Consider the following 24627-nt stretch of genomic DNA (forward strand, 5'->3'; position numbering starts at 1 on the left):
CAATTGCAGCTGCTAAAGGTGAAAAAATGCGCACATCAGATCCCTTTATTAAGCAAGCGTTAGCCCTTGCTGAGCAAAATGTGGCCGCCGGTGGCCGTCCTTTTGCTGCCATCGTAGTGAAACAAGGTGAGGTGGTAGCCACTGGGGTCAATCGTATTCTTCAAGAGTGCGACCCAACCGCTCACGCCGAGTTGCTGGCCCTAAGGGCCGCAGGTAAAGCTTTAAATGCCACCAGCCTTGAAGGCTGCAGCGTGTATGCCAGTGGCCAGCCTTGCCCTATGTGCTTGGCTGCTATGCGCATGGCAGGAATTAACCATTTGGTGTTTGCTTATTCGAATCAACAAGCACAGCCTTATGGGTTATCGACGGCGCATATCGCCATGGAGCTTGCGCCGCCGCTTGAGCTGCAAAGCTGGTTGTCGGTCGAGCAGTGCTCGCCAAGTGATGCCAATGACGGCGCGCTCTATGCTAAGTGGGCAGAGCATAACGCGTCTAAACAGCAGGTTGACTAATGGGCCGTCAATTAAGCGTGCGCGCTCAGTCATTATCCTTGCTGTTATTAATTGTCTTAATCGGTCTCAATCTGCGGCCATTTTTAGTGGCACCTGGGCCGCTGCTGGGCAGTATCGTTAATGACACCGGCCTCAGTTATCCCCAAGCGTCGATGCTAACCTTGCTGCCTATGATGTTGATGGGGATTGGGGCCTTTGTGGTGGCGGCTCGGCCTGCACTTATTGGCAGCCATGTCGGCTTGTTACTGGCATTGGCATTGATGACGCTAGGCTCAGCGCTGCGCTATTTCGTCAGCGATGGCAGCACGCTTATTATCACCGCGCTGCTGTGTGGTGTGGGCGTGGCATTTATACAATCTATTTTACCGGGCATGATTAAACAGTTTTTTGCCCAGCACTCGGCGGTGGTCACCGGGCTTTATTCGGCGTCATTGATGATTGGCGGCGCGTTGGGCGCACAGCTAATGCCGATGTTGTTGCAATGGGGCTATGGTTGGCAACATGCATTGGCCTTGTTGGCATTGCCCTGTTTTGCGGCCTTGGTCGTGGCTTGGAGGGTGCTTAGCCAGCGTCGGCAGATGCCTCCTACCCAATGCAACGCTTTACCTGAACTATCGCAGCTAAGCTTATCATCTCGACCGCTAAAGGGGTTACTGGCTCGCCCGCGAACGTGGACTCTAATGGCCGCCTTTGGCATAGTCAACGGCGGGTATGCTTCATTAGTCACTTGGCTGGCGGCCTTTTATCAGCAGCGTGGCTGGGATAATGCCAGTAGCAGCCATTTAATTGTGGTGATGGCGGTGACTCAAGCCTTGTTCGCCATTGGCTTACCAGCCTTGGCCAGAAGTTACACCGACAGGCGCCCTTGGTTGCTGTGGGTGTTAGTGATGCAGGCCATTGGTTTTTGGGGGTTTGCTTTTCATGCCGATAGCGCGCCGCAGTTATGGTCAATCTTGTGCGGCGCGGGACTGGGCGGGGCCTTTTCATTAACCATAGTCACAGCGCTTGATCATCTACCGGCGGTTAACAGTGCTGGGGCGCTTGCCGCATTAATGCAAGGTGGCGGCTTTTTGATTGCCGCCGCCTTTCCGCTGATGTTTGCGCAGTTATTGCAGTGGAGTGGTGATTTTGGCTATGGCTGGATGATGCATCTGGTGATGGTGTTAATTACCATGGTCATTTGCATCAACTTTAATCCGAAACGTTATGCCCAGGTGATGTGCGCTATTGATTGAGAAGAGTTTTATTAGTGCGCACATGACTGATTACCAGTACAAGGGGAAAGCCTGCTCAATGTTGAACAGGCTTGTTAGTTGTGAGTGGCTGAAAAAGTGGCGGCTTAGTGACGCTCGGTCACTATTTCACGTGAGAACACCTTCTCGCAGTATTTACATTTGAGTTGTACATCTTGCTTTTTAGCGCTGACACTAAAGCTGCTGTCTACCGGCTCATTATGGGTGATACAGTTGGTATTTGGGCACTTAAAAATGGCGTTGATCCGCTCTGGTAACGACAGGGTCAGTTTTTTTACCACTTCATAATTTTCAATCTGATTAACCGTAGCGTTAGGGGCATACAGGGCTAATTGATTCGCCTGATCTGGGCTGATAAAAACATTTTCAATTTTAATCAGATCTTTAGCGCCCAAAGCAGAGGAAGGCAGATTAAGACCAATCGTGACACGTTGATTGGTTTTATGCATCTGAAACAGCTTAAGCACTTTAATCCCCACATTGGCAGGAATATGGTCGATAACAGAGCCATTCTTTATGGCTTCAACTTGTTGCGTTTCCTTGGTCATGGTGATTATCTCCTGCTTAAAGTTGTTCGTTCAGTACTAATGCCAGCAGTGCTTCACGGGCGTAAACCCCGTTTTGCGCTTGCTGGAAGTAATAAGCGTGCTTGGTTTTATCGACATCGACAGTGATTTCGTCAACACGTGGCAATGGATGCAATACCTTTAGGTTGTCGCGTGCGTCCGCTAGCATGGCTGAATTTAGAATATAAGCGGCTTTCATGTGCGCGTACTCTGATTCATCGAAACGCTCTTTTTGAACTCGGGTCATGTACAGTACATCAAGCTCAGGGATCACCTCTTCCATAGTGGCATGCAGGCTGTAACTGATCCCTGCTTGGTCTAACTCTTCACAAATGTAATCTGGCATGGCTAAAATTTCGGGAGCCACAAAGAAGAAGTTAATGTTATTAAACTTAGACAGTGCTTGGGTCAGGGAGTGGACGGTGCGACCATATTTTAGATCGCCAACGAAGGCGATATTTAAGTTATCTAATCGCCCTTGAGTTTCAAAAATAGAGAAGAGATCCAATAAAGTTTGTGTTGGGTGTTGGTTGGCACCGTCACCACCGTTCACAATCGGTACGCCGTTAGAGAACTCTGAGGCCAGACGGGCTGCGCCCTCTTGTGGGTGACGCATTACAAATGCATCGACATAAGATGAGATCACCTGCACTGAGTCTGCTAGTGTCTCGCCTTTTTTGGCCAGCGAGGTGTTGCCACCGTTATCAAAGCCAATCACAGTGCCGCCTAGGCGTTGTACTGCGGTTTCAAAAGAGAGGCGAGTACGTGTTGAGGGTTCAAAAAAACAGCACGCCACGACTTTATTTTTTAATAGTTCTGGATTTGGCTCTGCTTTTAATCTTCCAGCAGTTTCAACGATGAGTTCAAGTTCATTTCGGTTTAATTCCGGAATGGAGATGATATGTTTTTGAAACAACGAGTTCGCCATGGCTTCTCTTCCCTATAAATAGATAACGGATACAAATGGTTTTAAACTTTTTCTGCCACTGACATTCGAGATGAGCATCGAATAGCCTCGGGCAGATAGTCGTTTAAACTTGCCGGCTCTACGCAAAAAGCAGACAAAAAAAAGCCCCCTTAAGCAAGGAGGCTTTTTTTTGAAATCGAAAAACAGAAACATAAAACCAACGCCGCTTCTCGACGATAATGAGTCAAGTTGTGCTTAACTGTCTGGTTCATTGTTGCTCTCTGTTTTGAAAAATTCCGAGGGATTATACGCCCATTTTTTGCGATCGCAAGAGTTTGTATGAACTCGTTATTTTGAAAGCTTGGTGTCGCAGTGAATCAATTAAATGCTGCTTAAGACTTCGGCCGAGTCGTGACTTATATGGTTTTGTTTTTTCTTGCTAGGAGTTATGGAGAGCGCAATTCGCTCATTAAGTACAATGGGATGAGTGAGTTTAAATAGTGAAACACCGATATCAAAAAGCGAAGGTATTTCCTTCGCTTTAGGTGTTGCCAGTCTTTAACCTCTGAGTAGTTCTTTGGCGTTGGCTAGGGTGTTACTGGTAATGGTATCGCCGCCAAGTAAGCGGGCGAGCTCCTCGATGCGTTGGGTTTTATCCAGCGGTACCATAGAGGTCTCGGTTTGTCCGGCTTTACTTTGCTTATTCACAAACATGTGTTGATGACCATTTCCGGCGACTTGGGGCAGGTGGGTTACACATAGCACTTGAGTCGATTCACCCAGTGAGCGTAGCATTTTTCCCACCACAGCAGCAGTTGGCCCCGAGATGCCCACATCCACCTCATCGAAAATAAGCGTTGGTGTGGCGACCTTTTTCGCCGTGATCACCTGAATGCCAAGGCCGATACGTGACAGTTCCCCGCCTGATGCGACTTTCGAGATAGGTTGCAGTGGCTGCCCTGGGTTAGTGGTGACTTGAAACTCGATGGTGTCACAACCGTTGGGCGACATGATCGCTTCGTTAAAGCGGATATCGATAACAAATTTACCCTTAGGCATGCTGAGTTCATGAATCGATTGGGTCACCTGCTTGTCAAGTTCTTTGGCATAACGGCTCCGGCTTTGGCTGAGCTTTTTAGCATGAGCAATGAAGCCTAGCTTGCAGCTTTGCAGCTGCTCAGCGATTTCGTCAAGCTTCTCTTCGTCTGAGTCTAAGCTGCTTAGCTCTTGATTTAAGGCTTGATGGTGCTGATAAAGATCTTTGGCACTTACGTGATGCTTGCGCGCCAACTGCATGATTTTAGAGAGGCGCTGTTCAAGGTAAGCAAAGTGATCTGGGTCGAGCTCTAATCCATCGAGGTAGCGTTGCAGCTCGCTGCTGCTCTCTTGCACTTGGATTAAGGCGTCATTGAGCATATTGCCAATGCTGTTAAGGGCGGTGTCATAGCCCTCAAGCTCTTGAGCTTGATCTATGGCTAAGTTGAGCACCGATTCTACCGCACCTTGCTCGTTGTCTTGCAATAGGAAGAGGGTGTGTTGGCAGGCTTGCACTAAGGCGGTGCCGTTAGCGAGTTTTTTATGCTCGGCTTCTATCTCGTCAAATTCGTGCTCGCCTAAATCAAAGTCATTAAGCTCCTCAACTTGGTATTGCAGCAGTTGCTTACGGGCGATGCGCTCATGTTGCGACTGTTGTAGCTGTTTAAGCTCTTTTTCAATCAGTTTGTAGCGTTGATAGCTCGCACTGACGCTGTCGAGCAGCATGCGGTGGTTAGCATAGCTGTCGAGCAGTGTCAGTTGATGCTCGCTCTTTAACATGGCGTGATGGGCGTGTTGTCCGTGGATGCCGATCAGTAATTGTCCAAGTGCGCGAAGTTGACTAAGCGGTACTGGATTGCCATTAATGTAGGCGCGTGAGCGGCCGTCACTGTTGATGGTGCGCCTGAGTATGCATTCATCATCAAGATCAAGGTCGTTATCTTCGAGCCAGCGCTTTGCCAAGGGAATATCGAGCAGAGAAAAGCGGGCGCTGACCTCGGCTTTATCTGCGCCGGGTCTAACGGTACTGGCTTCGGCGCGATTACCCAGACACAGGCCTAGGGCGTCGATAGCGATAGATTTTCCGGCACCGGTTTCACCTGTGATACTGGTCATACCGGCTTTGAAGTCGAGCTCTAAAAAACGAACAATGGCAAAGTTATTGATGCTGAGCTGGCAAAGCATAATGACATCCTTTTACAAAGTACTGTATTAATGCACAGTATATACTGATTTTTTATACAGTAAATACCTGTGTGCTTTTTGTTCGCGAATTTTGTTGAATTTAAGGTTATGGCAGCGCTACAGCAAATGGTCAAGTAGTGGCAGTACCGCAAAGCTCAGTACTATCCCTAGGCTGATATTTTGCGCGCTGACGGTGGCATTAGTTTGAAAGCGGTGCGCCAACAGGTAGACGCTAGCTGCGGTGGGCAGCGCCGCGAGGAGTACCGCCATCTTAAGCAGTGGGCCGTTAACGCCAAAGGCTTTACACAGTAGGTAGGCAAGCAGAGGTTGTAATAGTAATTTTAATAGGTTGAGCAGGGTGAGTTCGGCGCCGGTAGAAAGCTTGCGCGGGGCGTTGCGGCCCTGCTGTTGGTTGGCTTTGCACAACACCATGCCAATGGCAAACAGGGCGCAGGGGCTAGAGGTCATGCCAAATTGGCGGATGATGCCGCTAATAGGGGCATAAAGGGTAATATTGGCCGCTGAAATGGCGACACCAATTAAGCTGCCGATGATGATAGGGTTTTGCAGTAATGCCAAGCTTACAGTCTTAAGGGCGTTATCGGTTTTCCCTTGATACAGCGCGAGTTGGGCCAATACGATAGCAAATACGGTCACCGAGAGTAGGCTAGCAATAGCGGCGGCGGCCAGTGCCAACTGGTTGTTGGGGTACAACATCATCATTAACGGGATCCCGATAAACGAGGTGTTGCCAAAGGTGGTGTTAAGCGCTCGAATCGCCGCGAGATCGCGCTTTTTATCGCGCCACAGCGATATCCCCATGGTCAATAAATAGATAATGGTCATCGCTAAGCTATAACCGGCAATAAAGCCCCAATCGGTGATCTGTTCAATTGGGGTTTCGGCTAACACAATCAGCATGATAGCCGGAAAGGCGATGTAATAGACGTACTGGTTGAGTACGTTATCTGTCTCTTGGGGCAAAATCCGAGCTTTTTGGGCTATGAAGCCAGATAGCATGATGCCGAAGACGATAAACAGAGGTGATAAGATAGGTAGCATACGACAAATTTATCCATAAATTGTGCTGGTGGTAAAACTAAGGAGCTTTCCCTCTCAGGCTGTTTTTATCCGTTAGATTGTGACATGGGCTGGCTCAGTTTACGCCGTTATCTCTCTTTGGTGTCTCAGTGCCAGTGTTTCAGTACTAGGGCTCAGCATCATAATGATTAAACCCAAATATACCCCAAAGATAAGCCGACCCTAGCATGTTTACGTCGGTGCCCGCTATTGAGCTAAGGTCTAATGCGAATTAACGTAAAGCCACTTGACTGCATATGGTGCCGTTAATGGGCAATATTAACTTAACTAACTGGGCTAATTGCGTTTATTGGAGCGGCGGATATCAGGTGACTGAGAAGGGCTTTTAGTTGAGCGAGATAGTGGGCTTGCTTCTGTCTTTGCCGCGTGGGCGTTGACCGCTGGCAGCACGCCCAGTTCTTGATAGAAGTGTATCTGACGCCGTAATTCAAATAAGGAGCCACTGCGGCGTTGCTCCCCTATGGTGAGTATCCAAGAGTCGGTTAAGCCATCGCGGTTGGTTAATAGATAACCTTGGTAGATGAGCTTCTTCATCTGCAGTTAAGCGACTGAAATGCCGATGTTAGATACGCCTGCTTCGATAATTTCTTTACGGTGTCTGACAAAGTCGGCGCTGATTTTAGGGTTTTGCTCGATGAGATCGAGTAATGATGCCTGCAGCTCTTTTTCTTCAACCATTACGGGGTGGTTGAAAATAAAGTCATCTAAAGTGGCTTCATCCATCTCATCTTCGATAGTGGCTTCAATATAATTGGCGACCGTGCTCGAAGAGAGTTTGCTGATGTTGATGATATCGTCTTCCACCTTACTTTGCAGTGCGCTCAATAGTGAGGTTAATGCCACTGCGGCGTCCATAGCGGGATAGACACCGTAGGCGTCAAAGTCACTTGGCTCTGGGGTATTGAGATCGAGTCGCTCAAGATAGATGTCGATGTTGAGTTTCAGCTTTTTATCATACATTGACTGCCATAACAGGTTTAGCACTGTGTCTAATACCTGTGGATCGCCAAATTCACACACTTCACTAAATAGCTGGTAGTTGGGATACATGCGCTGGCACAGCGCGATAGCAAACAATTTTTTTTGCTCAAGCTCTAATGCTTTTAATCGTTTGAAGAACCCTGGTTTATTACTCATCGATCACATCCATAGATAACTGGGATATTACTTGGTTAGTGGCAGATTCTACCTTAGAAAGCTCATCAAGTAACTCTAGTATTTCAGGTTCTACCTCTTCGACGCTAGCGCCATTTTTAAGTGATGATTCAATTTCTTTACATAAGCGTTGGGTAGTGGGTACGCCGCAGTAGCAGCTGGCGCCATGGAGTTTATGCACATGGGCTAGCATCGCTTTGGCATCGAGGGTATCAAGCGCCAAGGTAAGTTGATTACGGGTTTCTGGCAGCGAGTCTAACAACATCTGTAACATCTCTAGTGCCAAGTCGGCTTTTTGATTCGCCTGAGTTAAACACAGTTCCCAATTGAGTGTCTGCTGTTCAAAGTGGGTAAACTTGGGGCGCACCTTCCAACTGTTAATGACCTCTTTGAGTGCTGCCTCGTCGATGGGCTTGGGCAGGTAGCCGTTCATGCCACTTTGGTTAATGCGTTCACGCTCTTCGGCGATGGCATGGGCGGTGACGGCAATAATAGGGGTGTTGCGATTTAACGAATGCTCACGGATCTGTTTAGTGGCGCTAAAACCATCGATTCCGGGCATCTGAATATCCATAAAGATTAAATCGAAGTGGCGTGATTTGGCGAGTTCGACAGCGGCCTTGCCGTTGTCGGCGACTGCCACGTGGGTGACGATTTCACGCAGTAAGGTGTCGATTAATTTAAGGTTGGCCGGATTATCATCGACCGCCAGTACGCTAAGTGGCTCTCGGTTTAACACCGGCACAATACGTAACGGCTTAGGTTGTGATGCTAGCGGTGCGCGGTAAGGGTGGATGAGGGTGTTTGCCAATTCACGTTCGCCGATTGGGGCGTGCACAATTTTGTCGACAGCCGACTGGATCACATCGAAACTCGTGGTGGTATTGTTACTGTTACACACATAGAGTGAGTAATCGCTAATGTGCCTAATTCGAGTCAAGGTATCGAGCAGTAAGGGGCTTTTGGCCAGCTCATTACAGCTGATAATGGCGTAATCGAAACGCTGGCTTGTGTTACTCATCAACGCATCAAGTTGTTGCAAGGTGGTGATAGCAGTTACCTGCATTTGCCAGTGCTGCAGTAGATGTTCATGCACCTGGCGCGACAGTTTTCTGGGCTCAAATAGTAAAATTGATTTATCTTTGAGCTTATGGGTATCTAAAGGCTGACTAATCGGATATTGGCTCAGTTTGAGTGGCAAGGTAAACCAAAATGTTGAGCCTTTGTCTGGGGTGGAGTTACAGCCGATTTGGCCACCCATCTGATTAATCACCCGTTTGGTGATGATGAGTCCTAAGCCCGTGCCGCCAAAGCGGCGTGATATGGATGAGTCTGCCTGACCAAAGGCTTGAAATAGTTGGCTTTGATGATGCTTATCGATACCAATGCCTGTGTCGGTGACTTCGCAACGAATAATGATCTTATCGGGCTCAGTGCCAGTAAGGCGCATCTTCAGGTGTATGCTGCCTTCATCGGTAAACTTAATGGCATTCCCCACTAGGTTGGTGAGCACTTGCCCGACCCTTAAGGCATCACCCGAGACGTTATCGTTGATGGCAGGCTCGATATCGACCACCAGCTCTAACTCCTTCTCTTTGGCGCTGTTGGCTAACATAGAGACGGTATCGTCGACCACTTCACGCAAGGCAAACGGCATGTTTTCTAATACCATTTTGCCGGCTTCTAATTTAGAAAAGTCGAGAATATCGTTAATGATGCTAAGCAGGTTACTGGCGCTTTTTTCAATGGTTTTTATATAGTCTTGCTGGCTGGTGTGCAGCGGCGTTTTTAGCAGTTGCTTAGCAAAGCCGATAACGCCATTGAGCGGGGTGCGCAGCTCATGTGACATATTGGCTAAGAATTCTGATTTAATTCGGCTTGCCTCTAAAGCGCGTTTTTTGGCTAAGTCGAGTTCGACGTTTTGAATTTCAATTTGCTCTAAGGTTTCGCGCAGATCTGAGGTGGCTTGGTCGATGTTTTGCTGCATCTCCTCATGGTAATCCGACAACGAACTGGCCATGGCATTAATGCCGCGTTTGAGTAGATCGAGTTCACCAATGAGATTGCCATCGACACGCGTATCGAGCTTACCTTCGCGTATTTTGGCGACCACACGCACCATATCGGTAATGGGCTGAGTCACGTTTTTAACCAACCTAAAGGTAAATAATAGGTTTAGCTGAACCCCAATTAACACCATGATAAAGGCCGCCACCGCAGCGCGGTGCTGCTCCAGCAGGGCGTTTTCTTTGTTGATCAATACCGCGATGTAACCTAGTTTGGCCGAGTTTAATTGATCGGCAGTAGCGTTATTGTCAAACGAGCTGACAATCAGCTCGCGTTGGCTGGAAAGAATAGGACTACGTAAAATAAGGCTATCGCCAAACTGCTCAATTTCGATGCCATTTAATGCGTCTATGGGTTGGTTGTAACGCATAAACTCATGACTTTTGTAGTGATGCGAAGTCACTATCACCCGGTTTTCGGTGTCGAAAATAGCGATAAATTGCACTAAGTTAGACTTATTGAGCTGTACCGAGGTGATGAGGCGTTTGGTGGTTTCAAAGTTTTTAGTTTCTAGCCCTATTTCGGCGGCGATGGCCAGCGGTTCGATAATGCTGGTGCCGCGTTCAATTAAGCTTTGTTCCAGCTCATAGAAACGATTTATGGTAAAATAACTGCCAAGTAAAATACCAACCAAAATAGTGGGGGCTAACGCCAGCACAAGAACCCAGGCTCTTAAGCTGTATTTAGTCATATTGTCGGCACTATTCATGGTGTTGGCTAATTTATACTGTTGTAGCGTATAGGTTACATTAAACTGCCTAAGTTTGGGCAGTGTTTACTCTTATTTTTATCGTTTTAGAGGCCGAAATGGCGCAATTTTTCAAAGCTAAACCCAATAAAGCTAAGCAAATATCGGCAAAGCAGCAATTTCACATCACTCAGCTTGATCATCTCGGCGCGGGTGTCTCTGAGCAGCAAGGCAAAGTGGTATTTGTGCCCGGCGCCTTGCCAGAAGAAACGGTCACTGCACAATTAATTGAGCAAAAGAAACGTTTTGCTAAAGCTAAGCTGCTACGCATCGATGTGGCATCAAGCCATCGAGTGGCCAGTGGCTGTGCATTCTATGGCCAGTGTGGTGGCTGCGATCTGCAACATCTAGCAGTGCCAATGCAGCGCGAGTATAAGCAGCAAGCCTTAGTCAACTTGCTCGACAAAATGGGCCAAACCCAGGCACAGCAACTGGCCGAGCCGCTGGTGGGGGAGGCGTGGGGTTATCGGCGTAAGGCAAGGCTTGCCACTCAGTATCAACGCGACAGCAAAACACTGAGCTTAGGTTTTCGCGCTTTGGCGAGTGAACAGGTGGTTAGCATCGACGAGTGCCCAGTGTTGGCCCCAGCATTATCGCAACTTATCGCCCCATTAACCTTGTGTTTAAATACGCTCGCGGCCAAGCGCAGTTTAGGCCATGTCGAGTTAGTGGCGGTGGAGTCGACCAATATGGTGGTGCTACGCATTACTCAAGCGCTAAGCGATGCTGATATCGCTCGTCTACGTGCTTTTGGCGCCGAGCACAGCGTGCGTATGGTGCTGCTCGATGAACATGGTCACATCGACAGCCTCGACGGTGATACCAGCCTGCCTTTTTACTGTTTGGATGACGGCAGCCAATTAGGTTTTTCACCGGGTAACTTTATTCAGATTAATGCCGATGTGAATCGTAATATGGTGAAACAGGCCATTGAGTGGCTTGCTGTTAAGCCTGGCGAGCGTGTGCTGGATCTTTTTTGTGGGGTGGGTAACTTCACCATTGCGCTGGCCAAAGCGGGCGCGCAGGTGGTGGGGGTTGAAGGTGTGCCTGCGATGGTGGCAACGGCCAAAGACAATGCGGTTGCCAGCGGCGTTAGTGGCGTTGAGTTTTACCACGCCGATTTGAGCGCCGATCTGTCTGAGCAACCTTGGCTGGGGCAGATTGATAAACTGCTGCTCGATCCAGCCCGCGCTGGCGCGTTCGAGAGTTTGCAATGGCTAAAGCAGATGAAACCCAAGTCTGTGCTGTATGTCTCTTGTAATCCGGTTAGCTTGGCTAGAGACAGTCAACAACTGCTGAAACAAGGTTATCGACTGCAAAAATTGGGGTTAATCGATATGTTCCCGCAAACGCATCATATCGAAGCAATGGCACTTTTTGAGCGAGATTAATGGGTTAAATAGATCTTTAGTGTAAATAACGACCTGAGTCGATTGACAATGTGGGCGGAATCCTCAAGATAGTGGCTTTGGTTTTTAGGTAATAGAATGATATTTCACCGCAGGAGTTCTTGTGGTGAGCGCGCGCCGCCAATATCAGCAATTAAGGACAATCATTAGATGGTATCTATTAGAGAAGCACATTTTAATGACAAAGATTTTCAATTAACTGAGTGGGTTAATCGCTACATCGATAACGAGCAAGAAGTCGCTATTCTGCTCGAGTTGATGAAAAAAATTGAAGGACTGGTCGTTAAAGAAGGGGCTCAAAGCCATTTACTTAATCAGCGCGGCCGCGAGATGATTGAGATCCTAGCCCCGCTCAATATGGATATCGAAACCCTGCAAGCCGCAGTGATTTTTGTGGTGTATGACGCCGGCCTGATAAGCGCCGAGCAGTTGCCTGAGCTGTTTGGTGAGAAATTAGCGGTACTGGTAAAAAGTGTCGTGACCATGAATGCCATTGGTGCACTCAAGGTGAACGAGCAGAGCCGCAATGCCGAGCCGCAAATCGATAACATCCGCCGAATGTTACTGGCTATGGTGGAAGATGTGCGCGCGGTGGTGATCAAGTTGGCTGAGCGGATCTGCCTACTGCGAGAAGTGAAAAGTGCTGACGAGGAGACGCGGGTCTTATTGGCGCGAGAGATTGCCGATATCTATGCACCGCTGGCTAACCGCTTAGGGATTGGCCAATTAAAGTGGGAGCTCGAAGATATCTCATTTCGTTACCTGCACCCCGAAACCTATAAAGAAATTGCTAAACAGCTCGATGGTAAGCGGCTCGATCGTGAGAGCTACATCGATAATTTTGTCAAACAGTTACAGCAGCGCCTCGATGAAGACCAAATTCGCGCCAAGGTGTATGGCAGGCCTAAACATATTTACAGCATCTGGAAGAAGATGCGCGGTAAAGATCTGACATTCGATGAGTTATTTGACGTGCGCGCGGTACGTATCGTTACCGAACGCCTGCAAGACTGCTACGGCGCCCTAGGGGTGGTGCATACCCTTTGGCATCATATTCCTAAAGAGTTTGACGATTATGTCGCCAACCCTAAATCGAATGGATATCAGTCAATCCATACCATAGTGGTTGGCCCCGAGGGAAAGACGGTCGAGATCCAAATCCGTACCGAGCAGATGCACGAAGATGCTGAGCTTGGGGTGGCCGCACATTGGAAATACAAAGAGGGCACCACAGGTAAGCAAAGCGGTTACGAAGAGAAAATCAACTGGCTGCGCAAGATTTTGCAATGGCAAGAAGATGTGGCCGAAAGTGGCAACTTGGTCGATGAAGTGCGCAGTCAAGTCTTCGAAGACAGAGTGTATGTGTTTACCCCTAATGGCGAAGTGATTGACTTACCCATGGGCTCTACCGTACTGGATTTTGCCTATTATATTCATTCCCACGTCGGCCATAAGTGTATTGGAGCCAAGGTCGATGGCCGTATCGTGCCGTTTACTTATCAAGTTGAAACCGGTGAGCGTATTGAGATCATCACCTCGAAAACCCCCAACCCTAAGCGTGACTGGCTTAACCCTAATTTAGGTTATATTCGCACCTCGCGAGCGCGGTCGAAAATTCAGCATTGGTTTAAGCAGCAAGATAGAGATAAAAACATTGTCGCTGGGCGGGAGATGCTCGAAGCGGAGCTAGCGCGCAGCAACCTCACTCTTAAAGATGCCAAAACGGCGGTCGAGCGTTTTAACATGGTCAGCATGGACGATCTGCTGGCGGGCATTGGTGGCGGCGATGTGCGTCTTAATCAGGTGGTCAACCATGTGCAGAGCCGGATGCGCATCAATGAGCTGTCAGAAGAGGAAGCCGTTGAGGACTTACTCAAGAAAAATCATTCCCGTACAGCCCATAAAAGTAGAGGTCAGGTCGAGGTAAATGGCGTCGGTAACTTGATGAGCCATATCGCTAAATGCTGTCAGCCTGTACCCGGTGATGACATTTTTGGCTTTATTACTAAAGGCCGCGGGATCTCGGTACACCGCGCCGATTGCGAGCAAGTGAAAGAGCTGATGCGGGTACATCCCGAGCGCAGCGTGGATGTGGTGTGGGGTAAAAATTACTCCGGTGGCTATAAGCTGCGTTTAAAAGTGTTTGCTAACGACAGAAATGGCTTGCTGCGAGATCTGACCTCAGTGCTGGCCGCCGAAAAATCGACGGTACTGGCGATGAGCTCATCTTTGGATGTTAAAAATCAAACTGTCATCATTGAGCTCGAGCTCGAGTTATATAATTTAGAGGGACTCTCTCGGGTGATGGCTAAGCTATCGCAAGTCGATGGGGTGATGGAAGCGCGGCGCACCTAATCGTGTCGCCCACAAACAGACAAGAGATAAAGACGGCGAGAGTCGCCTTTTATGATGAGGTTGTTCGATGAAGGTCAATAACGATATTAACCGTTTACTCGAGATCATGAGTCAATTGCGCGACCCACAAACCGGTTGCCCATGGGATAAAGCACAAACCTATCACACCATAGTGCCATTTACTCTCGAGGAGGCCTATGAAGTGGCCGATACCATTGAACGGACAGCGTTCGATGAATTGCCAGGGGAGCTTGGCGACCTGCTGTTTCAAGTGATCTTTTATTGTCAGTTAGCAAAAGAGCAGGGGTTATTTGACTTTGGTGTGGTGGTAGACAAAATCTGCCGCAAATTAACCGAGCGCCATCCTCATGTGTTTGGTGAGTTGTCCTTAACATCTACCGAGGCAGTCAAACAAAGCTGGGAAAGCATAAAGGCCAGCGAGCGTGCTGGGCGGTCATTGCATTCGGTGCTGGATGATATTCCATTAAATCTACCTGCATTAAGCCGCGCGGCAAAAGTGCAAAAACGGGTGGCCAGTGTGGGGTTCGACTGGGATGAATTGGCCCCTGTGGTGGCGAAAATTCACGAAGAGATAGCAGAGGTGCTCGAGGAAGTTAACGCACCAGAGCAGCAACCGCAAAGGATTAGTGAAGAGATGGGCGATCTGCTATTTGCGGTGGTTAATTTGTCTCGCCATTTAGGTGTGGAGCCCGAGCAAGCACTGCGCCTTGCCAATGGCAAATTTGAGCGGCGCTTTCGGGGGGTTGAAGCATTAGCTAACGCCGCCGAAAAGCCGATGAAGGCGCACTCCTTAGTAGAATTAGACGCTTATTGGGATCAAGTAAAGCGGGCCGAAACGGCAAAAGAGTAAAATATATCGCTTTGTTGTTTGTCGAATCAGCTGGGCTTTGGTATAATATTGCCCCGTCCTAGTGCTTTCATACAAGCACATATTTCCAACTCATTTTCTCAGGTTCAGCATGACTACAAGGTATATCTTCGTTACTGGTGGCGTGGTTTCATCACTAGGTAAAGGCATTGCAGCAGCATCATTGGCAGCAATTTTAGAGGCTCGGGGCCTTAATGTAACCATTATGAAGCTGGATCCTTATATCAACTTGGATCCCGGTACCATGAGCCCGACTCAGCACGGTGAGGTTTTCGTGACTGAAGATGGCGCTGAAACTGACCTCGACTTAGGTCACTACGAGCGTTTCATCCGCACTAAAATGAACCGTCGTAACAACTTTACCACTGGCCGAATTTACGAAGAAGTATTGCGTAAAGAGCGCCGTGGTGACTACCTTGGTGCAACCATTCAGGTTATTCCGCATATTACTAATGCGATTAAAGAGAAGGTGCTTGAAGGTGGTGAAGGTCATGATGTGGCAATCGTTGAGATTGGCGGCACGGTAGGTGATATCGAATCATTACCTTTCCTTGAGTCTATTCGCCAGTTAGGTGTTGAGCTAGGACGCGATCGAACCCTATTTATGCATTTGACCTTAGTGCCTTTCTTGGGCGCGGCGGGTGAAGTGAAAACCAAACCGACGCAGCATTCGGTAAAAGAATTACGTTCTATCGGTATCGCACCAGATGTATTGGTGTGCCGTGGCGACCGTGCGATACCTGCTAATGAAAAAGCTAAAATCTCGCTATTTTGTAATGTAGAAGAGCGCGCGGTTATCTCACTGAAAGATGTGGATAGCATCTATAAAATCCCAGCGTTATTGAAGGCACAAGGCCTTGACGACTTGGTCACCAAGCGTTTTGGTATCGACTGCAAAGAAGCGGACTTAAGCGAGTGGGAAAAGGTGATTTACCAAGAAGCCAATCCAACCGGTGAAGTCACCATTGGTATGGTTGGTAAATATATCGAACTGCCCGATGCCTATAAATCTGTTAACGAAGCACTTAAGCATGCAGGCTTATTTAAGCGTGTGTCGGTCAACATCAAGTATATTGACTCTCAAACGGTAGAAGCTAAAGGTGTTGAAGTTCTCGAAGGCCTTGATGGTATTTTGGTTCCAGGTGGTTTTGGTGAGCGTGGTGTTGAAGGTAAGATTTTGGCGGCGCAATATGCCCGTGAAAACAACCTGCCTTACTTCGGTATCTGTCTAGGTATGCAAGTGGCATTAATCGAGTTTGCTCGCCATGTTGCGGGACTTGAAGGCGCACATTCTACCGAGTTTAACAAAGAGACTCCTCACCCAGTAGTTGGACTTATTACTGAGTGGATTGACGAAGAAGGCAACGTTGAGCAACGCCATGAAGAGTCTGATTTAGGCGGCACCATGCGCCTTGGCGCTCAGCTATGTCACTTAATTGAAGGCACGAAAGCGGCCGAAGCTTACAAAGGCTTGACCTGTGTAGAGCGTCATCGTCATCGCTATGAAGTGAACAACACTTACAGAGAGCGTTTAGAAAAAGCCGGTTTAGTATTCAGTGGACTATCATCTGATCGTCAGTTGGTTGAGATGATTGAACTGCCAAATCACCCTTGGTTTGTGGCGGGTCAGTTCCACCCTGAATTTACATCAACGCCTCGCGATGGTCAGCCATTGTTTGAAGGCTTCATTGGTGCAGCCATCGCCTACCAAAAACGCGATTTAGGCTAAGCGATAGTGAACAGCCGCTTCCGGTTATCGGAAGCGGCTTTTTTGTTCCAGATGATGTAAATTTAACGACAAGTATTTTTTAGTTTTGTATTAACTTTTCATTTTAATCTTAAACTTAAGTCGAGGAAATTATGACTAAAATTATCAATGTCATTGGTCGTGAGATCATGGATTCACGCGGCAACCCAACGGTTGAAGCTGAAGTGCATTTAGATGGCGGATTTGTTGGTATGGCGGCTGCGCCGTCTGGAGCCTCTACCGGTAGCCGTGAAGCACTAGAGCTACGTGATGGCGACAAGAGTCGTTACATGGGTAAAGGTGTGTTAACGGCAGTCGCGAACATCAATGGTCCAATTCGCGATGCATTGCTGGGTAAAGATGCTGCAGCTCAAGCCGAGCTTGATCAGGTGATGATCGATCTTGATGGTACAGAGAACAAAGACAAGCTAGGCGCTAACGCGATTCTGGCTGTTTCGCTTGCTGCTGCCAAAGCCGCCGCTGCTTTTAAAGGCATCCCACTTTACGCGCATATTGCCGAGCTAAACGGTACTCAGGACCCAGTACTCTATGCCTGTGCCTATGATGAACATTCTTAATGGTGGCGAGCACGCCGATAACAACGTTGATATCCAAGAGTTTATGGTTCAACCTGTTGGTGCTAAAAGCTTCCGTGAAGCACTGCGCATGGGCGCGGAGATCTTCCATAATTTGAAGAAAGTGCTGCAAGATAAAGGGCTAAGCACCGCCGTTGGTGATGAAGGTGGGTTTGCACCTAACCTAGCATCTAACGCCGAAGCGTTAGCGGTTATTAAGGTTGCAGTTGAAAAAGCCGGTTATACCTTAGGTGAAGACGTTACCCTAGCACTTGACTGCGCGGCCTCTGAATTTTACAAAGATGGTCAATATGATCTGGCGGGTGAAGGTAAAAAGTTTGACTCAAACGGTTTCTCTGATTTCTTAAAATCATTGACCGAGCAATATCCGATTGTGTCTATCGAAGATGGCCTTGATGAGTCAGATTGGGATGGTTGGGCGTACCAAACACAAATCCTTGGCGACAAGATCCAACTTGTGGGTGACGATCTGTTTGTGACTAATACCAAGATTTTACAACGCGGCATCGACAACAATATCGCTAACTCAATTTTGATTAAGTTTAACCAGATTGGCTCGCTAACTGAGACCCTTGCGGCTATCCGCATGGCGAAAGCGGCTGGCTACACTGTTGTTATCTCTCATCGTAGTGGTGAAACGGAAGATGCAACCATTGCCGATCTGGCTGTGGCGACTGCAGCGGGCCAAATCAAGACGGGTTCACTGTGTCGTAGTGACCGTGTTGCTAAGTACAACCAATTGCTACGCATCGAAGAGCAGCTGGGTGAAAAAGCACCTTATAAAGGTCGCCTAGAGATTAAAGGGCAAGCATAAACGCCACTTTAACCAATAAATTATTAAAAGGTCACCACTTGGTGGCCTTTTTTGTTGTAATATCAGTGCAGAATTTCTAATAGTGATATAGCCATTAAGGATGAAGCGTCTTCTCATTGCCATGACCGTTTTATTTGGTCTACTTCAGTATCGACTCTGGTTTGGGCAAAATAGCCTGCCAGAATCATTTCAGCTGCAAGAGCAGATCGCGTTGCAGCGACAAAGTAATGCCAAATTGATCGAGCGTAATCAAGTTCTCAAAGAGGAGATTATCGATCTTCGTCGTGGAACCGAAGCACTCGAAGAGCGTGCGCGTAACGAACTTGGCATGGTCAAAAAAGGCGAAACTTTCTTTCGTGTTGTGGCCGAGCCCCAACGCAATGCAGATATTCATCGCTAACCGTATTTTATTACGTACCTTGGTACTAGGTGAAATCGGATCACCCGTGACATGAGTTTTGATTAATGACACCAATTATTGAACACCTAGTTGCAATTGTTCCCGCTGCTGGCATTGGCAGCCGCATGGGTGCCGATATCCCCAAGCAATACTTGATGTTAGAACATCAACCGATTATTGCTCATACCTTAGATGTACTGTTGCAACATCCTAGGATCGCCCAAGTGATCGTGGCGCTGAACCCAGATGATGTTTTTTTTGAATCCTTGCCTCAGGCTCAACACCCTAAACTAAAAGTGGTACAAGGGGGCAAGGAGCGAGCTGATTCGGTACTTGCGGGCTTATCGCATGTAGGGCAACACAGCTGGGCGTTAGTGCATGATGCGGCGCGACCTTGTTTACACCCAAGCGATATTGATAAGTTAATCAGTGCTGTCGAGCAGCAAGCAGATAGTGCGCCTCAAGGGGCAATTTTAGCTATGCCAGTGCGTGACACCATGAAACGCAGCAATAAAGATGGCAATATTGATACCACTATCTGCCGCAACAACTTGTGGCATGCGCTCACCCCGCAACTGTTTCCTGCTACCTCGCTTAAGGCCAACCTCAGTAACGCGCTAGCGCAAGGGGTGAATATCACTGATGAGGCATCAGCGATGGAGTGGGCAGGTGCGGCGCCGCAATTGGTGGTTGGCCGCGCTGACAATATCAAGGTGACTCACCCTGATGATTTACGCTTAGCGGCACTGTTTCTCAACAGTCGTGATTCATTGACGGCTTTCAATCACAAACAATAAGCGTTAACAGCAGTAAGATGAGCTGCAACGCGGGGATGACAGATAAGTATGATGAATATTCGCATTGGTCATGGTTTCGATGTCCATAAATTTGGTGGTGATCTGCCGCTGATTTTAGGTGGTGTTGAAGTCCCCTACGATACGGGCCTAGTGGCGCATTCCGATGGTGATGTGGTGTTACACGCGATTAGCGATGCCATTTTGGGCGCGATGGCGTTAGGCGATATTGGTAAGCACTTTCCTGATACCGATGCCGAGTTCAAAGGCGCCGACAGCCGAGTATTACTGCGCCATTGTTACCAACTTGCCATCGATAAAGGCTATCGCCTTGGTAACCTCGATGTCACAGTGATCGCACAGGCCCCTAAGATGCTGCCGCATATTGAAGCGATCCGCGCCTGTTTAGCCGCCGATTTAACCTGTGATATTGACGCGATAAATGTCAAAGCCACTACCACAGAAAAACTGGGATTTACTGGTCGAAAAGAAGGTATCGCGGTGGAAGCCGTAGTGCTGATGACAAGCAATAGTTAACAAGAGAATTTTATGAGTTCATTGCATTATTTACATGGCCAACCGCAAGCGAGCGCCGATCTTCGCACCCACAATCGTGATTTCATTGTTGAGGAGATTTTACCCTTTCTGCCTACCGGAGAAGGCGAACATCACATGCTGCATGTGCGTAAAGAGGGGTTAAATACCGCCGATGTGGCCAAAATGTTATCTAGTTTTGCGAAGGTCCATCCGAAAGAAGTCACCTTTGCCGGACAAAAAGATAAACATGCGATCACCGAGCAATGGTTTGGGGTCCGTATTCCGGGTAAAGAAACGCCAAAGTGGGATGAACTCAATAGTGAGCAATTGACCATATTAAGTAGCAGTCGTCACAGTAAAAAGCTACGCACTGGTGCGCTGGTGGGGAATCGTTTCACCTTAACGTTACGTGCAGTATCGGATATGGCTGATGTCATTAAACGGATTGAATTAGTCAAGCAAACTGGCGTCCCTAACTATTTTGGCGAACAACGGTTTGGTCATGACGGTAAGAATCTCATTTTTGGCCGACAGATGTTGGCTGGCCGTAATGTGAAAGATCGAAACAAACGCAGCATGTATTTATCGGCTGTGCGATCTAATCTTTATAACGAAGTGGTTTCTGCCCGTTTGGCTAAGTACGGTACCCAAGTGCTTGAGGGCGACTGTGTGATGTTGGCGGGCAGTAAAAGTTATTTTGTAGCCAACCCATGGGACGAGGCGTTGCTTGCACGTTTAGCCCAAAAAGACATTCAATTATCGGCACCATTATGGGGTCGTGGTCAACCGTTGTCACAAGCTGAAGCATTAGCATTTGAAACCTCCATTTCAGAGCAGTTTGCTGAAGATTGTAATGGACTCGAACAAGCGGGACTTAATCAAGAGCGCCGCACCTTGCTGCTTGAGCCGCAACATTTGAGTTATGAAGCCGACGAAGATGCGCTAGTCATTAAGTTTATTTTGCCCGCAGGCTGCTTTGCCACATCACTGCTCAGAGAGTTGGTCGATTACCAAGACGTTAATGAGCGAGAGTTTAATGCCAGACGAGCTGCTCGTGCAGAAGGTGTAGCTCAAGATGATTAAGATATTGGTGAGTAATGATGATGGTGTTACCGCGCCAGGCATCGCCGCCTTATCTCAGGCGTTATCTGCACAATATGATGTGATGACCGTTGGCCCTGATCGTAATTGTTCCGGTGCGAGTAACTCCCTAACCTTGACTAATCCATTGCGAATTAATAAGTTAGATAATGGGTATATCTCAGTTAGCGGTACGCCCACCGATTGTGTACATCTGGCGATTCGCGAGTTATACGAACAAGAGCCTGATATTGTGGTCTCAGGGATCAACGCTGGTGCAAACATGGGCGATGACACTCTCTATTCAGGCACCGTAGCCGCTGCGATGGAAGGGCGTTTTTTGGGATTACCAGCTATTGCCATCTCTTTGGTGGGGCGCGAGCTCAATTACTATGACACGGCTGCAGCGGTGGCGTGTAAAATCGTGGCAGGCTTGATTAAGGCGCCGATCGCCCAAGATCAAATTTTAAATGTGAATGTGCCTGACTTACCGCTTGAACACATCAAGGGGATTAAAGTGACCCGCCTTGGCGCCAGACACAGAGCTGAGGGAATGGTGAGAACCTTAGATCCTGCCGGACGAGAGATATTCTGGCTAGGCCCTCCAGGTCAAGAGCAAGATGCCAGTGAAGGTACCGACTTTGATGCCGTCGCTAAAGGTTACGTATCTGTCACACCTTTGACTGTGGATCTGACCGCCTATGAACAAATTCCAAAACTGAAACAATGGATTGAGCAACTATGAATGGTGTAGCCACCGCATCGGCATTGAATTTGGCAAACGCTTTACGAGGCGCAGGCATAGGCAATCAAGCCGTGTTGTCTGTTGTGGCAAAAACCCCTAGAGAGCTGTTTCTTGATGCAGCTTTGGGCCATAAAGCGTATGAAAATACAGCCTTGCCTATTGGGCAAGGTCAAACTATTTCACAACCCTATATTGTTGCCAAGATGACCGAGCTGTTGCTTGAATCCAAGCCCAAAAAGGTGTTAGAAATCGGTACGGGCTCGGGTTATCAGGCGGCGATACTGGCTCAATTGGTAGATGAATTATGTACCGTTGAGCGGATTAAAAGTCTGCAAATTCAGGCGCGGCAACGCTTAAAACGTCTCGATTTACACAATGTGTCGTTTAAGTACGGTGATGGTTGGAAAGGTTGGGCGAATAAAGGTCCATTCGATGCCATTATGGTCACAGCGGCAGCGGCCAGTATCCCGCAAGACTTGTTGGCCCAGCTAAGTCCACAAGGCGTGTTGATTATTCCTGTTGGTCAAGAAACACAACAGCTGCTACGCGTGACCCGTTATGGCGATGACTATCGGTCTGAGACGATCGAAATGGTCAAATTTGTGCCGCTGGTTAATGGTGAACTGGCCTAATGTCAGTACAGATATCATATGCTTAGCCTTAGGCATATCGTGTCTGGTACCGTCGGCTGCACCTGCATGTGTGGCGGCAGACTTTCTGTGAGCGCTGGAGCGATACAATACCTGTTATTGCTTATGTTATTGCTGCAGCTCACGGCTTGTAGCTTTCAAGCGGATAGACCTGCACCTGTGGTGAGTATTAATTCCCCTGTTAAAAAACAGTATCAAAAAGGTGGTCTGACCTCTGAGCGTTACCGAGTCAAAAAGGGTGACACCTTGTACTCAATCTCGTGGGCCGCTAATAAAGATTTTGTTGATATCGCTAGGCACAATGGGCTTAAAAAGCCCTATACCATCTTTCCTGGTCAGGTGTTAAATCTCAAAATGAGCAAGCCCGTTGCAACTAGAGTTAAGGCTCAAAATCGGAATGGAAATACGCCTAAAGTTGCAACTCTTCCAAGTAAAACAATTAATAAACAACATGTTGAAAGTCGTGCTTCGAATAATACTACGAAAGCAACTGTTGCAAAAAAATCACTTGATCAGACCTCAAATTCTGCGTACCCTGTATCAAGTGGTCAACAACCTGTTAACAATGTTATCAACAAGCCAAAGTCGACCTTGCCACAGAAAGTACATCGTTGGCATTGGCCTGTAAAAGGAAAGTTGATTGGAAAATTCTCTGCCAAAGAGCAAGGAAATAAAGGAATTAAGATAGCTGGAACGCGAGGTGAACGCATTCAAGCAGCGGCAGATGGACGTGTCGTTTATGCAGGAAATGCGCTTCGAGGTTACGGTAATCTAGTGATTATTAAGCATAGTGATGATTATTTAAGTGCTTATGCTCATGCAGATAAAATCTTAGTCAAGGAAAAGCAATTCGTAACAGTAGGACAAGCGGTTGCGAGTATGGGGAAAACGGGTACCAATCGGGTCATGTTACATTTTGAAATCCGATACCATGGTAAATCAGTCGACCCACTTAAATTTTTGCCTAAAACATAATTTTTTTAGGCGCCATTTTGGCAATTGGAGGATAAAAACGTGCAGTAATTCAGTGAGTAAAATTTGGGAGAACTATTATGGGTCGTAAAACAACTACCGCAATAGCGGAGACCTTAGTTGACTTGTCTAAGAATGAGTCTGATGTTTCACTGTTAAATAGCAAAGAGAGCGTAAAAGAAGCCGAACTGGAACAGCAAGTACAAGATGATTTGCAAAAGAATTTAGATGCCACACAGCTGTATCTAAGTGAGATTGGATTTTCCCCCCTGTTGAGTGCGGAGGAAGAGGTTTATTTTTCACGTAAGTCCCTTAAGGGCTGTGCTAAATCTCGTAACCGTATGATTGAGAGTAATCTCAGACTCGTCGTAAAAATCGCTCGTCGTTACAACAACCGTGGTTTAGCGTTACTCGACCTTATCGAAGAGGGTAATTTAGGCTTGATCCGCGCGGTTGAGAAGTTTGACCCAGAACGTGGTTTTCGCTTCTCAACTTATGCCACATGGTGGATAAGGCAAACGATAGAACGTGCCATTATGAATCAAACTCGCACGATTCGTTTACCCATACATGTGGTCAAAGAACTTAATGTTTATTTACGCACCGCCCGAGAACTGGCGCATAAGTTGGACCATGAGCCAACCGCCGAAGAGATTGCTGAGAAGCTAGATCTTCCCAGTGCCGATGTGAGTCGTATGTTGAAGTTAAATGAGCGCATTACCTCGGTAGATACCCCGTTAGGCGGTGACAGTGATAAAGCGCTGCTCGATGTATTGGCCGATGACGACAGTGTCGGGCCTGACTATAAAGTACAAGATGAGGATATGTCTAAATCTGTGGTTCGCTGGTTAGATGAGCTGAACAGTAAGCAGCGTGAAGTATTAGCGCGCCGTTTTGGTTTATTAGGATATGAACCTTCAACCCTAGAAAATGTGGGTAAAGAGATAGGCTTGACTCGAGAGCGAGTTCGCCAGATCCAAGTAGAAGCATTGAAGCGCCTTAAAGACTTACTTGGTGCACAGGGATTGTCGGTAGAAGCTATTTTTCGCCCATAAGGTCGCAATACTATCGAGTATTTAGTATCAGCACATAAGTTTGGTGAAAAAGTAA

General features: G+C 47.7%; 21 protein-coding genes and 1 pseudogene. 15 read left to right on the forward strand and 7 right to left on the reverse strand.

The features are described from left to right. Window positions 1-26: 26 nt before the first annotated feature. Together AC5YBZ_RS04860 and AC5YBZ_RS04865 are read left to right on the forward strand one after the other, a co-directional pair. Window positions 27-512: a nucleoside deaminase gene (locus AC5YBZ_RS04860; RefSeq protein ID WP_494519783.1), complete on the forward strand. Its 486-nt coding sequence runs from the start codon at window positions 27-29 to the stop codon at window positions 510-512. After that, the gene (locus AC5YBZ_RS04865) at window positions 512-1747 is read left to right on the forward strand and encodes an MFS transporter (RefSeq protein WP_494519782.1); all 1236 of its coding nucleotides are present in this window, start codon (window positions 512-514) and stop codon (window positions 1745-1747) included. The genes AC5YBZ_RS04860 and AC5YBZ_RS04865 overlap by 1 nt, the downstream gene beginning before the upstream one ends. Before the next feature lie 104 nt (window positions 1748-1851). On the opposite strand, the gene pyrI is transcribed toward AC5YBZ_RS04865, so the two are convergent. The 7 genes from pyrI to barA all read right to left on the reverse strand — a co-directional run bounded on the left by pyrI (window position 1852) and on the right by barA (window position 10472). Beyond that, window positions 1852-2313, reverse strand: coding sequence for an aspartate carbamoyltransferase regulatory subunit (pyrI, locus tag AC5YBZ_RS04870; RefSeq protein WP_475516164.1), 462 nt, complete (start codon window positions 2311-2313; stop codon window positions 1852-1854). 16 nt (window positions 2314-2329) lie between these two features. Then, on the reverse strand, window positions 2330-3259 hold the full coding sequence (gene pyrB, locus AC5YBZ_RS04875) for an aspartate carbamoyltransferase (protein WP_494519781.1): 930 nt from the start codon (window positions 3257-3259) through the stop codon (window positions 2330-2332). A 537-nt stretch (window positions 3260-3796) separates the two neighbouring features. Then, window positions 3797-5458 carry a DNA repair protein RecN gene (gene recN, locus AC5YBZ_RS04880; RefSeq protein ID WP_494519780.1) on the reverse strand — a complete coding sequence of 554 codons (1662 nt, stop codon included), beginning with the start codon at window positions 5456-5458 and terminating at the stop codon, window positions 3797-3799. A gap of 117 nt (window positions 5459-5575) precedes the next feature. After that, on the reverse strand, window positions 5576-6520 hold the full coding sequence (locus tag AC5YBZ_RS04885) for an AEC family transporter (protein WP_494524443.1): 945 nt from the start codon (window positions 6518-6520) through the stop codon (window positions 5576-5578). A gap of 315 nt (window positions 6521-6835) precedes the next feature. Next, entirely contained in the window at window positions 6836-7093 is a 258-nt protein-coding gene (locus AC5YBZ_RS04890; RefSeq protein ID WP_494519779.1) for a DUF3319 domain-containing protein, read from the reverse strand. Window positions 7094-7099: 6 nt separating this feature from the next. After that, window positions 7100-7696, reverse strand: coding sequence for a YjaG family protein (locus tag AC5YBZ_RS04895; protein WP_494543484.1), 597 nt, complete (start codon window positions 7694-7696; stop codon window positions 7100-7102). Then, window positions 7689-10472, reverse strand: coding sequence for a two-component sensor histidine kinase BarA (gene barA, locus AC5YBZ_RS04900; RefSeq protein WP_494519777.1), 2784 nt, complete (start codon window positions 10470-10472; stop codon window positions 7689-7691). The genes AC5YBZ_RS04895 and barA overlap by 8 nt, the downstream gene beginning before the upstream one ends. Before the next feature lie 116 nt (window positions 10473-10588). Here barA and rlmD point away from each other — a divergent pair, with 116 nt between their 5' ends. From rlmD to rpoS, 13 genes and pseudogenes are all read left to right on the forward strand, one after another. Continuing rightward, window positions 10589-11920, forward strand: a complete 1332-nt coding sequence (gene rlmD, locus AC5YBZ_RS04905) for a 23S rRNA (uracil(1939)-C(5))-methyltransferase RlmD (RefSeq protein ID WP_494524444.1) — start codon at window positions 10589-10591, stop codon at window positions 11918-11920. Between the two features lie 168 nt (window positions 11921-12088). Then, window positions 12089-14293, forward strand: a complete 2205-nt coding sequence (gene relA, locus AC5YBZ_RS04910) for a GTP diphosphokinase (protein WP_494543485.1) — start codon at window positions 12089-12091, stop codon at window positions 14291-14293. Window positions 14294-14360: 67 nt separating this feature from the next. Then, entirely contained in the window at window positions 14361-15164 is an 804-nt protein-coding gene (mazG, locus tag AC5YBZ_RS04915) for a nucleoside triphosphate pyrophosphohydrolase (protein ID WP_494543486.1), read from the forward strand. A gap of 109 nt (window positions 15165-15273) precedes the next feature. Further along, window positions 15274-16911 (forward strand): CTP synthase, encoded by a 1638-nt coding sequence (pyrG, locus tag AC5YBZ_RS04920; RefSeq protein ID WP_475516174.1) that lies wholly within the window; start codon window positions 15274-15276, stop codon window positions 16909-16911. A 131-nt stretch (window positions 16912-17042) separates the two neighbouring features. After that, window positions 17043-18339 (forward strand): annotated as a pseudogene (gene eno / locus AC5YBZ_RS04925) (phosphopyruvate hydratase). A gap of 100 nt (window positions 18340-18439) precedes the next feature. Next, window positions 18440-18739, forward strand: coding sequence for a cell division protein FtsB (gene ftsB, locus AC5YBZ_RS04930; RefSeq protein ID WP_475516176.1), 300 nt, complete (start codon window positions 18440-18442; stop codon window positions 18737-18739). A 65-nt stretch (window positions 18740-18804) separates the two neighbouring features. Next, a complete protein-coding gene (gene ispD, locus AC5YBZ_RS04935; protein WP_475516177.1) occupies window positions 18805-19536 on the forward strand; it encodes a 2-C-methyl-D-erythritol 4-phosphate cytidylyltransferase in 732 nt (243 codons plus the stop codon). Between the two features lie 51 nt (window positions 19537-19587). Beyond that, window positions 19588-20070, forward strand: a complete 483-nt coding sequence (gene ispF / locus AC5YBZ_RS04940) for a 2-C-methyl-D-erythritol 2,4-cyclodiphosphate synthase (protein ID WP_494524792.1) — start codon at window positions 19588-19590, stop codon at window positions 20068-20070. A 12-nt stretch (window positions 20071-20082) separates the two neighbouring features. Then, window positions 20083-21153, forward strand: a complete 1071-nt coding sequence (gene truD, locus AC5YBZ_RS04945; protein WP_494524450.1) for a tRNA pseudouridine(13) synthase TruD — start codon at window positions 20083-20085, stop codon at window positions 21151-21153. Next, window positions 21146-21895, forward strand: coding sequence for a 5'/3'-nucleotidase SurE (gene surE, locus AC5YBZ_RS04950; RefSeq protein WP_494524451.1), 750 nt, complete (start codon window positions 21146-21148; stop codon window positions 21893-21895). Before truD ends, surE begins: the two co-directional genes overlap by 8 nt. Beyond that, window positions 21892-22527: a protein-L-isoaspartate(D-aspartate) O-methyltransferase gene (locus AC5YBZ_RS04955; protein WP_494519768.1), complete on the forward strand. Its 636-nt coding sequence runs from the start codon at window positions 21892-21894 to the stop codon at window positions 22525-22527. The genes surE and AC5YBZ_RS04955 overlap by 4 nt, the downstream gene beginning before the upstream one ends. 123 nt (window positions 22528-22650) lie before the next feature. Then, entirely contained in the window at window positions 22651-23520 is an 870-nt protein-coding gene (locus AC5YBZ_RS04960) for a peptidoglycan DD-metalloendopeptidase family protein (RefSeq protein ID WP_494543701.1), read from the forward strand. Window positions 23521-23597: 77 nt separating this feature from the next. Beyond that, a complete protein-coding gene (gene rpoS / locus AC5YBZ_RS04965) occupies window positions 23598-24572 on the forward strand; it encodes an RNA polymerase sigma factor RpoS (RefSeq protein WP_494519767.1) in 975 nt (324 codons plus the stop codon). Window positions 24573-24627: the final 55 nt, after the last annotated feature.

It is taken from the genome of Shewanella sp. 553 (assembly GCF_059338375.1).